The organism is Pseudomonas sp. URMO17WK12:I12 (assembly GCF_000514395.1).
GTDB classification, from domain to species: domain Bacteria; phylum Pseudomonadota; class Gammaproteobacteria; order Pseudomonadales; family Pseudomonadaceae; genus Aquipseudomonas; species Aquipseudomonas mucoides.
Map to the genome: position 1 here is coordinate 53,176 of NZ_AZVV01000009.1, position 12,676 is coordinate 65,851.

General features: G+C 59.6%; 15 protein-coding genes and 1 pseudogene. 8 read left to right on the plus strand and 8 right to left on the minus strand.

What is annotated here, in order from left to right:
• The first annotated feature begins 61 nt into the window (after positions 1 to 61).
• Together D882_RS0112700 and D882_RS01000000131055 are read left to right on the plus strand one after the other, a co-directional pair.
• Entirely contained in the window at positions 62 to 1,060 is a 999-nt protein-coding gene (locus D882_RS0112700) for a bile acid:sodium symporter family protein (protein ID WP_027923604.1), read from the plus strand.
• A gap of 34 nt (positions 1,061 to 1,094) precedes the next feature.
• Positions 1,095 to 1,550: pseudogene (locus tag D882_RS01000000131055) on the plus strand (metallophosphoesterase family protein); the annotation flags it as partial.
• A 37-nt stretch (positions 1,551 to 1,587) separates the two neighbouring features.
• On the opposite strand, the gene D882_RS1000000132025 reads toward D882_RS01000000131055, so the two are convergent.
• Together D882_RS1000000132025 and D882_RS0112710 are read right to left on the minus strand one after the other, a co-directional pair.
• The gene (locus D882_RS1000000132025) at positions 1,588 to 1,890 is read right to left on the minus strand and encodes a phage infection protein (RefSeq protein WP_081743953.1); all 303 of its coding nucleotides are present in this window, start codon (positions 1,888 to 1,890) and stop codon (positions 1,588 to 1,590) included.
• Positions 1,891 to 2,051: 161 nt separating this feature from the next.
• Positions 2,052 to 2,792: a response regulator gene (locus D882_RS0112710; RefSeq protein ID WP_027923605.1), complete on the minus strand. Its 741-nt coding sequence runs from the start codon at positions 2,790 to 2,792 to the stop codon at positions 2,052 to 2,054.
• Positions 2,793 to 3,050: 258 nt separating this feature from the next.
• Here D882_RS0112710 and D882_RS0112715 point away from each other — a divergent pair, with 258 nt between their 5' ends.
• Entirely contained in the window at positions 3,051 to 4,112 is a 1,062-nt protein-coding gene (locus D882_RS0112715; RefSeq protein ID WP_027923606.1) for an alpha/beta fold hydrolase, read from the plus strand.
• A gap of 133 nt (positions 4,113 to 4,245) precedes the next feature.
• Here D882_RS0112715 and ppnN read toward each other — a convergent pair whose 3' ends face one another.
• Positions 4,246 to 5,619, minus strand: a complete 1,374-nt coding sequence (gene ppnN / locus D882_RS0112720; protein ID WP_027923607.1) for a nucleotide 5'-monophosphate nucleosidase PpnN — start codon at positions 5,617 to 5,619, stop codon at positions 4,246 to 4,248.
• Positions 5,620 to 5,835: 216 nt separating this feature from the next.
• On the opposite strand from ppnN, the gene D882_RS0112725 reads away from it, so the two are divergent.
• Both D882_RS0112725 and D882_RS0112730 read left to right on the plus strand, forming a co-directional pair.
• On the plus strand, positions 5,836 to 6,363 hold the full coding sequence (locus D882_RS0112725) for a DUF3087 domain-containing protein (RefSeq protein WP_027923608.1): 528 nt from the start codon (positions 5,836 to 5,838) through the stop codon (positions 6,361 to 6,363).
• Between the two features lie 114 nt (positions 6,364 to 6,477).
• On the plus strand, positions 6,478 to 8,055 hold the full coding sequence (locus D882_RS0112730) for a sensor domain-containing diguanylate cyclase (protein ID WP_027923609.1): 1,578 nt from the start codon (positions 6,478 to 6,480) through the stop codon (positions 8,053 to 8,055).
• Between the two features lie 2 nt (positions 8,056 to 8,057).
• Here the strand turns inward: D882_RS0112730 and D882_RS0112735 are convergent, their stop codons facing one another.
• From D882_RS0112735 to D882_RS0112745, 3 genes are read right to left on the minus strand one after another with little or no spacing between them, the layout of a single operon-like run.
• Positions 8,058 to 8,975 (minus strand): LysR family transcriptional regulator, encoded by a 918-nt coding sequence (locus tag D882_RS0112735; protein ID WP_027923610.1) that lies wholly within the window; start codon positions 8,973 to 8,975, stop codon positions 8,058 to 8,060.
• Positions 8,976 to 8,997: 22 nt separating this feature from the next.
• Positions 8,998 to 9,372 carry a DUF2784 domain-containing protein gene (locus D882_RS0112740; RefSeq protein WP_027923611.1) on the minus strand — a complete coding sequence of 125 codons (375 nt, stop codon included), beginning with the start codon at positions 9,370 to 9,372 and terminating at the stop codon, positions 8,998 to 9,000.
• Between the two features lie 57 nt (positions 9,373 to 9,429).
• Positions 9,430 to 10,362, minus strand: coding sequence for a sensor domain-containing diguanylate cyclase (locus D882_RS0112745; RefSeq protein WP_027923612.1), 933 nt, complete (start codon positions 10,360 to 10,362; stop codon positions 9,430 to 9,432).
• Between the two features lie 186 nt (positions 10,363 to 10,548).
• Here D882_RS0112745 and D882_RS0112750 point away from each other — a divergent pair, with 186 nt between their 5' ends.
• The 3 genes from D882_RS0112750 to D882_RS1000000132885 are packed head-to-tail and all read left to right on the plus strand — an operon-like array spanning position 10,549 to position 11,773.
• A complete protein-coding gene (locus D882_RS0112750; protein WP_027923613.1) occupies positions 10,549 to 11,250 on the plus strand; it encodes an AzlC family ABC transporter permease in 702 nt (233 codons plus the stop codon).
• Entirely contained in the window at positions 11,250 to 11,561 is a 312-nt protein-coding gene (locus tag D882_RS0112755; protein ID WP_027923614.1) for an AzlD domain-containing protein, read from the plus strand. The genes D882_RS0112750 and D882_RS0112755 overlap by 1 nt, the downstream gene beginning before the upstream one ends.
• A gap of 59 nt (positions 11,562 to 11,620) precedes the next feature.
• Complete coding sequence (locus D882_RS1000000132885; RefSeq protein WP_172825942.1) at positions 11,621 to 11,773, plus strand: hypothetical protein; 153 nt, start codon at positions 11,621 to 11,623, stop codon at positions 11,771 to 11,773.
• Positions 11,774 to 11,954: 181 nt separating this feature from the next.
• Here the strand turns inward: D882_RS1000000132885 and D882_RS0112765 are convergent, their stop codons facing one another.
• Both D882_RS0112765 and D882_RS0112770 read right to left on the minus strand, forming a co-directional pair.
• Positions 11,955 to 12,182, minus strand: coding sequence for a DUF6555 family protein (locus tag D882_RS0112765; protein WP_027923615.1), 228 nt, complete (start codon positions 12,180 to 12,182; stop codon positions 11,955 to 11,957).
• A 188-nt stretch (positions 12,183 to 12,370) separates the two neighbouring features.
• A complete protein-coding gene (locus D882_RS0112770; RefSeq protein ID WP_027923616.1) occupies positions 12,371 to 12,643 on the minus strand; it encodes a hypothetical protein in 273 nt (90 codons plus the stop codon).
• Positions 12,644 to 12,676 lie beyond the last annotated feature (33 nt).

Below are 12,676 nucleotides of genomic sequence, written 5' to 3' on the forward strand. Positions count from 1 at the left end.
TCGGTAATCCGCAGAAGCGTTAGAGTCGAGATCACGTTCCTGGCAAACCCGGATGCCCTCGATGACGCGCCCTCGCTTCCTACCCGACAACTTCACCCTGACTCTGATCGGCGTCGTGCTGCTCGCCAGTTTTTTGCCCGCCAGCGGTCAGGTCGCGGTGGGCTTTGGCTGGCTGACCAACATCGCCATCGCGCTGCTGTTTTTCCTGCATGGCGCCAAACTGTCACGCGAGTCGATCATCGCCGGCGCCGGCCACTGGCGCCTGCATTTGCTGGTCTTCAGCCTGACCTTTGTGCTGTTTCCGCTGCTCGGCCTGGCGCTCAAACCGGTGCTGTCGCCCCTGATCGGCGACGACCTGTACATGGGCATGCTCTACCTCTGCGCGCTGCCGGCCACGGTGCAGTCGGCCATTGCGTTTACCTCCCTGGCGCGGGGGAATATTCCGGCGGCAATTTGCAGTGCGGCAGCGTCCAGTCTGTTCGGGATCTTTATCACGCCATTGTTGGTGACGCTGCTGCTGAATGTGCATGGCGACGGCGGCTCGACGCTCGATGCGATTGTGAAGATCAGCGTGCAACTGCTGCTGCCGTTCATTGCCGGGCAGATTGCGCGGCGCTGGATCGGTGCTTGGGTCGGGCGCAACAAGGGTTGGCTGAAGTTCGTCGATCAGGGTTCGATTCTGTTGGTGGTCTTCGGCGCGTTCAGTGAAGCGGTGAACGAGGGCATCTGGCAGCAGATCCCGCTGTGGGAACTGGCCGGGCTGGTGGTGGCGTGCTGCGTGTTGCTGGGGCTGGTGTTGGTGGCCTCGACGGTGCTGGGCAAAGCCTTTGGTTTCAATGTGGAAGACCGCATCACCATCCTCTTCTGCGGCTCGAAGAAAAGCCTGGCCACTGGCGTGCCGATGGCCCAAGTGCTGTTCGCCGGCAGCACCATCGGCGTGTTGATCCTGCCGTTGATGCTGTTCCATCAGATTCAGTTGATGGTCTGTGCGGTGCTGGCCCAGCGCTACGCCAAACGCCAGGAATCGGTTGCCGAACTGATGGCACAAGTAGATCCTTGAACGCCTGAGTTCCAAGCGTCGTCTGGAGTTGTGCATGAAGGTTGGCGTGATCTCCGATACCCATGGCTTGCTCCGCGCCGAAGCGGTGGCGGCGCTGGAGGGCTGTGAGCGGATCATCCACGCGGGTGACATCGGCAGCCGCGACATTCTCGATCAACTGGCATCCATAGCTCCGCTGCAGGTGGTGCGCGGGAACAATGACCTGACCGAGCCTTGGGCGGCAGATCTCGAGGATCTGCTGCGCTTTGAACTGAACGGATGGGGCACGTTGCTGGTGCATGACATCGCCGATGTTCCGGCGTTGCTCGATGCTGACATCAAACTGGTGATCACTGGCCATTCGCACCAACCGCGCATCGAATGGCGCGACGATACGCTATTCCTCAACCCCGGCAGCGCGGGGCGGCGGCGCTTCAAGCTGCCGGTGACGCTGGCGTTGATTGAGGTGCTGGAGAGCTCGATGGAACCGCGGCTGGTCTCGTTACTGGACACCACTCAATCAAACTGCAGGGGATCTCTGTTGTGGCTCAATACCGCTGATATTTCGAACCGAACTCAGGGCGGTTCTCCGCCACCACCACACCAGCGCGAACGGCGTTGTTCGGACTGATCAGCGCCACGCGTTCACGCAGTTCTTGCAGCCGATCCGCGCCGCCTTCAACGACACGATTTTCGATCAATCGATCCGAACCACCTTCCATCAACCGTTGCTGATGCTGACTGTGGGACACGGCATGGGCGGTGTTCGCCGATGCCAGGTTAGACAGACCGAGACCACCGACCAGTGCCAGACCAAGTGCCAGGAACGAGACTTTCGAGAAGTTGAACATGGGTGATACTCCGTGCGTTTAGTGTGAGTGGGTCGGTAGCGGCTGCTATCCGGTGATCACAGTTAAACGCTCGGGTGTATCGGTGATGTGTGCTGTAACCCGTCGAAATCGGGGTTTGCGTATCTGTCGCGGGTTCTTATACAGACGGATACAAAACCCCATCAGGATTCGGCGCCGAGCAACTCCACCGGGTAGGAGAACACGTAGCCTTCGCTGCGCACGGTCTTTATATAGGTCGGTTCGCGCGAGTCATCAAGCAAGCGTTGGCGCAAGCGGCTCACCAGCAAATCGATGGAGCGATCGAACAGGTCGGCATCACGGCCCTGGGTCAGGTTGAGCAACTGGTCGCGGCTGAGCACCCGTTGCGGGTGATCGAGAAACACGCGCAGCAACCGGTATTCCGCGCCACTGAGGGCGACCATGGTGTCGTTTTCATCGAGTAAGTGGCGAGCCGTGGTGTCGAGACGCCAGCGGCCGAAACCGAGCAGGCGACCGGTTTCGGTGATCAGCAGGTTCGGTGGCAGCATCCGTGTACGGCGCAATACCGCGTTGATCCGCGCGAGCAATTCGCGGGCGGCGAAGGGTTTGGTCAGGTAATCGTCTGCGCCCATTTCCAGGCCGAGGATGCGATCGGTTTCGTCATTACGAGCGGTGAGCATCAGGATCGGCGTGGCTTTGTGCTTGCCGGCGCGCAATTCACGGCACAGCACCAGGCCGTCATCGCCGGGCATCATCAGGTCCAGCACGATCAGGTCGACCTGATTGGTTTCCAGAAAATGGCGCATCTGCCGGCCATCCGCAACCACCGTGGTCCGCAGGCCGTTCTTCTTCAGGTAATTGCCCACCAGCTCGCGGATCTCGCGATCGTCATCGACGATCAGGATGTGGTTCACATGCTCCATTGCCCAACCCTCTTTTTATTCGATTCGGAGAATTGTATCGCACTGTATCGCAGGCGCTGTTTGACACCTTACGCCTTAATAACGCGGTGTTGACGACACATGGCAGATACCTGCGGGCGATTAAATGGCTTCCATCGAGACAAGACGACTTGCCTCACCGCCACCGACTATCGTCACCGCGAGTGCGGCAATCAGGGCGGTTGATCCATCCACTGAGTCGTGCAAAACAACCGACAAATGACGGGTAGGGAAATCACTATGAAGATGAATGTGTTGAGCCGTAAAACCGAATCACGCCGCCGCTTCCTGGCACCAACGATGCTCGCTGTTGCGCTGATGCAGTTCGGTGTCCTCAGTGCCGCCACAGCGCAAGCCGCGACCCCGACTGCAGAGCCGGTGGTGGCGAACGTGGAGTCGCACGACTCGTTCGGTCCGCTGAAGCACGTCAAGGCTGGCTTGTTGAATGTGGCTTACGCCGAGGTGGGGCCTGCTGACGGTCCCGTGGTGATTCTCCTGCACGGTTGGCCCTACGACATCCACAGCTACAGCGAAGTGGCGCCGTTGCTGGCGGCCAAGGGGTACCGGGTGTTGATTCCATATGCCCGGGGTTATGGCGACACGCAGTTCCTGTCGGACAAGACCCTGCGCAACGGCCAACCTGCGGCGCTGGCCAGTGACGTGATTGACTTCATGGATGCGCTAAAGATCAAACAGGCGGTACTCGGCGGCTATGACTGGGGTGCGCGTTCGGCGGACATCGTCTCGGCGCTGTGGCCGGAGCGGGTCAAGGCGTTGGTGTCGGTCAGCGGCTACCTGATCGGCAACCAGGCCGCAGGCAAGAACCCGTTGCCGCCCAAGGCTGAATTGCAGTGGTGGTACCAGTTTTATTTCGCGACCGATCGTGGCCAGGCCGGCTACGAAAAAAACCGTCACGACTTTGCCAAGTTGATCTGGCAGACGGCGTCGCCAAAATGGGTGTTCGACGACGCGACCTATGATCGCAGCGCTGCCGCGCTGAACAACCCGGACCATGTCGCGATCACCGTTTTCAATTACCGCTGGCGGTTGGGCATTGTGCAGGGCGAGCCGCAATACGAAGCGCTGGAACAGAAGTTGGCCACGGCGCCATCAATTACGGTGCCGACCATCACGATGGAAGGTGACGCGAACGGCGCGCCGCATCCGGCGGCCGAGGATTACGCCAAGCGATTTACCGGCAAGTATGAGTACCGGCTGATCAATGGCGGCATCGGCCACAACCTGCCGCAGGAAGATCCGCAGGCGTTTGCCAAAGCAGTGATTGATGCTGATCACCTGTAACCCCACTAACCCCCTGTAGGAGTGAGCCTGCTCGCGATGGCGGAGTGTCATTCAGCATCAATGCTGACTGATCTGGCCTCATCGCGAGCAGGCTCGCTCCTACAGGGGTAAAGGGTGTTAGTCGGATCGTGGGTTATGCCACGACCTGATAACACGGCACATACGCCGCGCCACCCGGCAGTTTCATCCGGTGCTGGGCGACGAACGCTTTGAGCAATTGATCCAGCGGACGCATGATCTGGGCATCGCCACGGATCTGATACGGCCCGTGCTGCTCAATCAGGCGGATACCCTTGTCCTTGACGTTGCCGGCGACAATGCCGGAGAACGCACGGCGCAGGTTGGCCGCCAGTTCGTGGGCCGGCATGGCCAGGCTCAGCTCCAGGTTGGCCATGTTTTCATGGGTCGGGTCGAACGGGCGCTGGAAGCCTTCGTCGATCTTCAGCAGCCAGTTGAAGTGGAACGCGTCATTGCGCTCGCGGCGGAACTGTTTGACCGCTTTGAGTCCCTGAGTCATCTGCCGTGCGACTTCCGCCGGATCGTCGATGATGATCTCGTAATGTTTCTTCGCCGCGTCGCCCAGCGTGGCGCCGACGAACGCGTCCAGTTGCTCCAGATACGGTGCGGCATGCTTGGGCCCGGTGAGGATGACCGGGAAGGGCAGGCCGTCGTTGTCCGGGTGCATCAGGATGCCGAGCAGGTACAGGAATTCTTCGGCCGTGCCCGCACCCCCCGGGAAAATGATGATGCCGTGGCCGACGCGCACGAACGCTTCCAGGCGTTTTTCGATGTCCGGCAGGATCACCAGCTCATTGACGATCGGGTTCGGCGCTTCGGCGGCGATGATTCCAGGTTCAGTCAAGCCGAGGTAGCGACCGCCGTGGATACGCTGTTTGGCGTGGGCGATGGTCGCGCCTTTCATCGGGCCTTTCATCACGCCGGGGCCGCAACCGGTGCAGATGTCGAGGCTGCGCAGGCCCAGTTCGTGGCCGACTTTCTTGGTGTATTTGTATTCTTCGGTGTTGATCGAGTGACCGCCCCAGCAGACCACGATCTTCGGTTCGACGCCGGGACGCAGGGTGCGGGCGTTGCGCAGCAGGTGGAACACGTAGTCGCTGATGCCCTGGGAGGTGCTCAGGTCGATGCGCTGGCTGTCGAGTTCGTTTTCGGTGTAGACGATGTCACGCAGGGCGCTGAACAGCATTTCACGGGTGCTGGCGATCATTTCGCCGTCGACGAAGGCGTCGGCCGGGGCGTTCAGCAGTTCCAGGCGTACGCCGCGATCTTGCTGGTGGATGCGGATTTCAAAATCTTTGTAGGCTTCGAGAATGGTCTTGGCGTTATCGACATGGGCGCCGGTGTTGAGAATGGCCAGGGCGCACTGGCGGAAGATGTTGTAGGTGCTGCCGGAACCGGCTTCGCTCAGTTGTTGGACTTCGCGTTGGGAAAGGGTTTCCAGGCTGCCTTTAGGGCTGACCGAGGCGTTGATTACTTGTCTTTGGGTCATTCAGTGATCCTTAAAACGATGTCACTCGCCGAACCGCGCGAAGGGCATCCGAATAGTGTGTATCCATGGATGAAGATGGCACGAACTGCGCTATACCGCCATGTCCCCCGTTTGACGATGAAAAGATGAAAAGGAGCCCCAGCATAGCTAAATCCCTCGCAGAGGCGATAATGCCTGGCTTTCTTTTTGTCTCTGCTCCCAAGGAAACCTGTCGCGATGTTCGAAATCCAGCCGCAGAACGCTCAAACCTATCGACAACAGACGCGCCGCAGTACGGTGATTATTGCCCTGATGTTCCTCGCGCTGGCGATGGTGCTGTCCACGGCGGCGGTGGCGGTGTTCGGGGAACCCGGCGGCGACAACCTGCGGTATAACGTCGGCGGTGTGTTTATCGCGGTGTTGCTGATGGTGGCGCTGATGCGCGGCAAGTTCTGGAACCAGCCATGGATGGCTGCGGCAGTCTACGGCTGGCAGCTCAAACGCAGCCTGATGAGCATCACCAACATCATGCATCAGGTCACCGCAGCGGTGGCGACCGGTGATCCAGTGGCCATGAAACTGCTGCGTTTCTATCACCTGGGCCTGCACCAGATGCACGAGCTGGACGCCAACTCCAGCGACCACAGTCAGCTGGTTCGCGAAATGGATCAGCACAAGGCGCGAATGGAGGAACTGGGCATCGACACCGACCAGACCCGTCTGGATCCAGCCTGGCTTGAGGCGGTGAAGCAGGCGTCGAGATAAGGTTTCCCGACACAAACTCGTCACGGGGCCGGCAAATCACCTATCGTGTTTCTGATGCGACATCTAAAGGGCGAACAGGAAAAATCGCCCTGTCATAACAAATCAGGGACTGTCATGGGGAATCCGTCCATCAAAGATCCGATTGCAAACCCGCGTCCGGCCACGCCTTGGGTGCCCGGCCAGATCGAATCAAGGCTCAAGGTCCGCTATGCGGTAGTGCTGCTCGTGGCGGTGTGCCTGTCGATGACGGTGATCGTGTTCTGGGAAGCCTGGAACTCGCGCCAGTACCATCTGCAGGACAAAGAAGTGGCGATGTCCAACCTGGCGCAAACCCTGGCTTCGCAGGCGCAGGCGTCGATCAAACAGGCCGATACGCTGCTGTTTGCCTTGGTGGACCGCCTCGAAAACGAGGGCGTCGGCCCGCAGCAACTGCCCCGGTTGCAACGATTGCTCCGCGCTGAACGTGATGAGCTCAAACAACTGCATGGCTTGTTTGTCTACGACGAACAAGGGCGCTGGATCGCTAACTCCAATGGCGCAGAGGTGCCCAACGCCAACAATTCCGACCGTGAATATTTCATCTTCCATCGTGACCATACCGACCGTGGCCCACATATCGGTCGTTCGATAAAAAGTCGCTCGAGCGGTGAATGGATCATGACCGTGTCGCGCCGGATCAATTATCCGGATGGCCGATTCGCCGGGGTGGCGCTGGCCACGATCTATCTCAGTCATTTCCTTGAGCTGTACGACAGCATCGACATGGGCCAGAACGGGGTGATCAACCTGATTGCCGATGACGCCAGTATTGTTGTACGTCGGCCGTTCAAAGCGGCTGACATTGGCAGCAGCGTGGCCAAGGGGCCGCTGTTTACCCAACTGTTGCCTAAAGGCGATTCCGGCACGGCCACTGTCAAGTCGTTTGTGGACGGTGTGGAACGGGTGGTCGGGTTTTGGCGGGTCAGCGGTTATCCGCTGATCATCTTTACCGCGCTGGACAAGGAGGAGGTGCTGGCCAGTTGGCGCAAGGAGACGGCGCTGAGCGCGGGGATCGTATTGTTGCTGCTGCTGTTTCTGGGCGCGCTCGGTTATCGCCTCATTCACTTCATGAAGCAGCAACATCACTTTCAGCGCGTGTTGCTTGATGGCCAGGAAAAACTCATCGAGGTCAATCGCAGCCTTGAGCTGCTGGCCCTGGAGGACGCGTTGACCGGGCTGTCCAACCGGCGTCAGTTTGACCTGTTTATCCTCGCGGAAATGGGCCGCGCCCGGCGCACCCAGACCCACCTCGCGATGCTGATGATCGATGTCGATCACTTCAAGAGCTTCAACGACCGCTACGGTCACGTCGCCGGTGATGAGTGTTTGCGCCGGATCAGCTCGATCATCAAGGACAACATCAAGCGCCCCGGTGATCTAGCCGCCCGTTATGGCGGCGAAGAGTTCACGGTCGTGCTGCCTGGCACGGACTATGTCGGCGCTTTTCTGGTGGCTGAAAAAATCCGTCACGCCGTCCTGCTGGAGGACATTGAGCACCTGGACAGCGCAGAGGGCAGGGTGACCGTCAGTATCGGCGTTTGCGCCTACAACACGGCCTCGCAGGACCAGCCCGACGATGTGGTCACCGCAGCGGACAAGGCCTTGTATGTGGCCAAGTCCAGCGGGCGCAACATGAGCGTGATAGCCAATTGAGGTCAGATAAACCGGTCGCTGCCCTGGACCAGTTTGGTGGACAGGTACGACTGCTTGAGTTTTTCCAGCCACCACCCTAATGCCCGGCCGTCATGATCGCCGCGCCAGCCGGCGTACAGGATGTTCGGTTCGCGTGGGTCGGCCATCTGTTTTTCAACCAGCGTGCCGTTTTTCAGTAGCGAGCCCACCCGGTGCCGGGGCAGCCAGCCGACGCCCAGGCCATCGCATTGAGCGAGGACTTTGGCGCGCATGGTCGGCACCGCGAGCACCGGTTGGCCGCCCGACACGCCGTAGGTGCTGCCCTCGGTGACCCGCGACGAGTCCGCCACGACGATCGCCCGGTGCTGCGCGACCATGGCCCGGGAAATCGGTTCTTTGGCCTTGGCCAGCGGGTGTTTCGGTGAAACTGCGAACACCCATTCCATTTCTCCCAACTGCATCCAGCGCAGGGTCGGAATCGCCGGTGGCTCATTGGTGGCGCCAATGATCAAATCCGCGCGCCCTTCACGCAGGGCTTCCCAAACGCCTTTGAGCACCTCTTGGGTGATGCGCAGCGGCACGCCGGATTCCAGCGCATCAAACTCGTGGATCACCGGAATCAAGGTTTCGAATTCGAGCAATTCGTCGGTGACAATCCACAGTCGGCTTTCCCAGCCGTTGGCCACTTGCTGCACCCGTTGGGTCAGGCGGGACACGTCCTGCATCAACCGCGCCGCTTCGTTCACCAGCAACTCGCCGGCCGGGGTGAGCTGCAAGCGGTAGCGACGGCGGTCGAAGAGCAGCGCGTCGAAGCGTTCTTCCAGTTGCCGCGCGGCGTAGGACACGGTCGACGGCGCCTTGCCCAGGTGCGCTGCGGCCCGCGACAGACTGCCGGTTTCGCGGATGGCCTGGAGCAAAGTCAGGTCTTCAATCGACAGCATGGGTTCATCCTCGGCGTTGGTTTCAGGCGGCCCGGCGCAGTTTCCACTGCCTGAACAACCGACGATAGACCAGCACGTTGATCGCCAGCACCACGCTGCCCAGCGCCAATTGAATCGGCGGCGTCAAGCCGGCGGGGTAAATCACCGGCCAGATGTAGTGCTCGATAAAGCCGCCACCGTAGCCGGTTTGCCCGGCGGCCTGGCGCATGAGGTTTTCCCACGGGGTCAGCGGGCAGGTCAGGTGCAAGACTTCGACCATCACACCCCACGCAGCAGCAGGCAGGTGGGCCCAGATCAGCGGCCGCCATTTGAGTACCAGCAGCCCGCCGAACAGCACGAACAGAATGAACAGCAGATGAAACAGCACCAGCCCGTCGGCGGCGATCCGGTAAAACATGTCGACTCCCTGACCTGTTGGCGAATCGCTTCATGGTACTCGGACGTCTCCCGGTGTTCAGCGCAAATCCGCGAACTCGGCGCGCATCCGCCCGTTGTGCTTGGCGCGATAGAGCAATTTGTCGACCTGCTCGATGAACTCCACAGCCGTCGCCTGTAGCGGCGCGACCGTGGTGCCGACGCCCAGGCTCACGCTCAACAGCGGCGATACCGGGGAAAATGCATGGGCAATCTGTTGTTGGCGAATCAGGTGCAGGCATTTGCGCGCCACCAGCCGTGCGGACTCGGCGTCGGTTTCCGGGAGCAGCCAGACGAATTCTTCGCCGCCGATCCGGGCGATGAAGTCACGCGGACGATTGGCCGCCAGCGACAACGTCTGGGCCACCTGGCGCAGGCATTCGTCACCTTTGATGTGGCCGTAGTGGTCGTTGAATTGCTTGAAGTAGTCGATGTCGAGGATCAGCAACGACAACGGCAAACCGGTGCGCTGGGCATGGCCCCATTCGCGTTCCATGACGGTGTCGAACATACGCCGGTTGGCGATGCCGGTGAGGCCGTCCTGGAACGAATACTCTTCGAGTTGCTTCTGCAGCCGGCTCAGGTGTTCTTCGGTTTTCTTGCGTTCGCTGATGTCGAACATGAAGCCCACCAACGCTTCGACTTCGTCGTCCTTGCGCACCACGTGCACCACGTCGCGAATCCACACGTAGTCGCCCTGTTGGGTCAGTGCCCGATAATCCGCCTCATGATCGACCCCGGCACGCGATTGCGAGACGCAGAACTCCACCACGTAATCCCGATCGTCCGGGTGCATGCGCTCGACCCAGTCGTTGACCGTCACCCAACTGTCCTGTTTCCAGCCCAGCAACGCCTCGATCTGCGGGCCGATGTAGCTGAAGGTCATGGTTTTCCAGTCGATCCGCCAGGGAATCGCATTGGTTGACTCCAGCAGGGTTTTATAGACATCGCTATCGGGTTCGACTGAGCTCATGCAGGGCCTGGCCTCAAGGAAATATGCAGCGCCATCATGTTGCTACTATCGAGGCGAATCAAGCGCCCGGCCGATGAACGGAGCGCATTCGCTGCACACGCTCACGACGCAAGTGCGCAAGATTGTTCAAGCCATCCGCCGCGACGGCTGGCACAGTCTCGGGTCTTTCACCGGTTGTAGGGCGTTATGACGAATTCAATCATGCCGCGCAGTGCCTTTCTGCGTGGCGCTGTGGCGATCATGCCGCTGTCCCTGGCCACCGCGCCTTGGGGCTTGCTGGCCGGGTCCATGGCCATCGAGGCCAACCTCACGCCGCTGCAAGGGCAGGGCTTGTCGAGCATTGTGTTTGCCGGGGCCGCACAGTTGGTCGCCATCGGCATGCTCAAGGGCGGTGCCGGGGTCTTTTCGATTCTGCTGACCACCTTGCTGCTGACCTCGCAGCATCTGCTGTATGGCATGAGCATGCGTTCGGTGATTTCGCCGTTGCCGGGGCGTTGGCGGGTGGGATTGGGCTTTTTGCTCACCGACGAGTTGTTTGCCTTGACCAGTCAGCACGACAAACAGCAATTCAATCGCTGGTACGCGCTGGGCGTCGGGCTGACGTTTTACATTGCCTGGAACCTGTTCACGCTGGCGGGCATTGTGCTGGGCAGCAGCATTCCGGGGCTGGAGCATCTGGGCCTGGACTTCTCCATCGCCGCCACCTTTATCGCCTTGATTACGCCGGTGGTGCGCAACGTGCCCACGGTAGTGTGTGTCGCGGTGTCGCTGTTCTGTTCGGTGTTGTTCAGCTACTGGCAATGGGGCTCGGCGCTTGTACTGTCCGGATTGGCGGGTATGACCGCCGGTTTTATCTGCAACAAACTCTACCTGGGGCGAACAGCATGATGGTGTGGGCGGTGATTGTCGGAATGGGTGTGCTGGTGTTTCTCAACCGCTACGTGTTTCTCGAACCCCGATTGCCGGTGCGCTTGAGCAGCAATGCCCGGCAGTTCCTCGGGTTTGCCGTGCCCGGCATGTTGACCGCGATCTGCGGGCCCATTGTGTTCATGCCCGACAAGCAGCTGAATCTGCAGTGGGACAACCCGTACCTGATCAGTTCGCTGGTGGCGGTGGGGCTGGTGCTTTACACCCGTAACACCTTGCTCAGCATGCTCTTGAGCATGGTGTTTTTCTTTTTGCTGCGTTGGTGGCTCTGAGTCGAACGCTCAAATGTGTTCTACGCTTAATGGGTCCCTTCACTGGAAGAGAGGTGCGCATGGCCAACGATCAAAAACATCCGGATTTTGACGATGAGGATGAACCCACGGAGGAAGAGATCAAGCGGCAGGAACGTTTGCGGCAGGACTGGAAAAATGACGACAGTCGGGAGCTGTCAGAGCGCGACCAAGAGCGTCCGCTGAAGCCCTGACCCCATGCACCACAACCTTTGTAGCAGCTGACGAGCAGCGCGAGGCTGCGTTCGGCTGCGAAGCAGTCGTAAATCCTGCTGACGCGGTCTATCTGAAACACCGCATGCGTCGATTTTACGACGGCTGCGCAGCCGGACGCAGGCTTCGCCAGCTACAGGGTTGTGTTTTTGCTTGGATAAGTTAGATCGCCTCGTTCCAGCGTATTTGGGTGATGCCCAGTTGCGTGGCGGTCAACCGCGCGGCGTCGAGGGTGGCGTGTGCAGCGATCTTTCGCCCAGACTGCGGATAGGCATGGGCGGACGCCGAATGAATCGCGTCGACATCCGAAAACTGTTCGGCCAGTTTGAAGAAGTGCCGACGAACGCCTTCAAACAAGTAGTGCACGGCGTAAGGGACGAGCTCGCTCATGTCTTGCTCCTGAGTTCAGCCTGGGCTGGGGCTCAGCAGTTGAATGGAGAATTCAGGGAGATCTGCGTTACAAGCGGTGTGCAGAAATAACAAAGCTGAAAAGAAGGAGGCCCGCAGGCCTCTACTACTGTGAGTGCAACGAAGTCCGGTTCGTTCAGTTCTTGTGCTGAACGGCACCGGGCATCATTTTAAAGGTCTTCCAACGACGGAAAATCCGGATGGGAAGCCCGATAACCCAATTTCCTGTCGATCCATGCATTCAGCTCATTGACCATGACCGGCGGGGTGCCGGCGTAGGTGGCGAGGGTCGAACGCAGGATGTCGTTGATATTGGGGATAGAACGCAGGTTCCGGGTCTTTATGTATTGCCCGATAAAGCAGTCAAGTTGATAGCGTTCTGTCATGGACAGGTACACACACTCCAGGCTGCTGACTTGATTAATTACAAGATCGTCGCGCAACTTAGTTCTCTGCAATGCTTGTTGATTTTATAA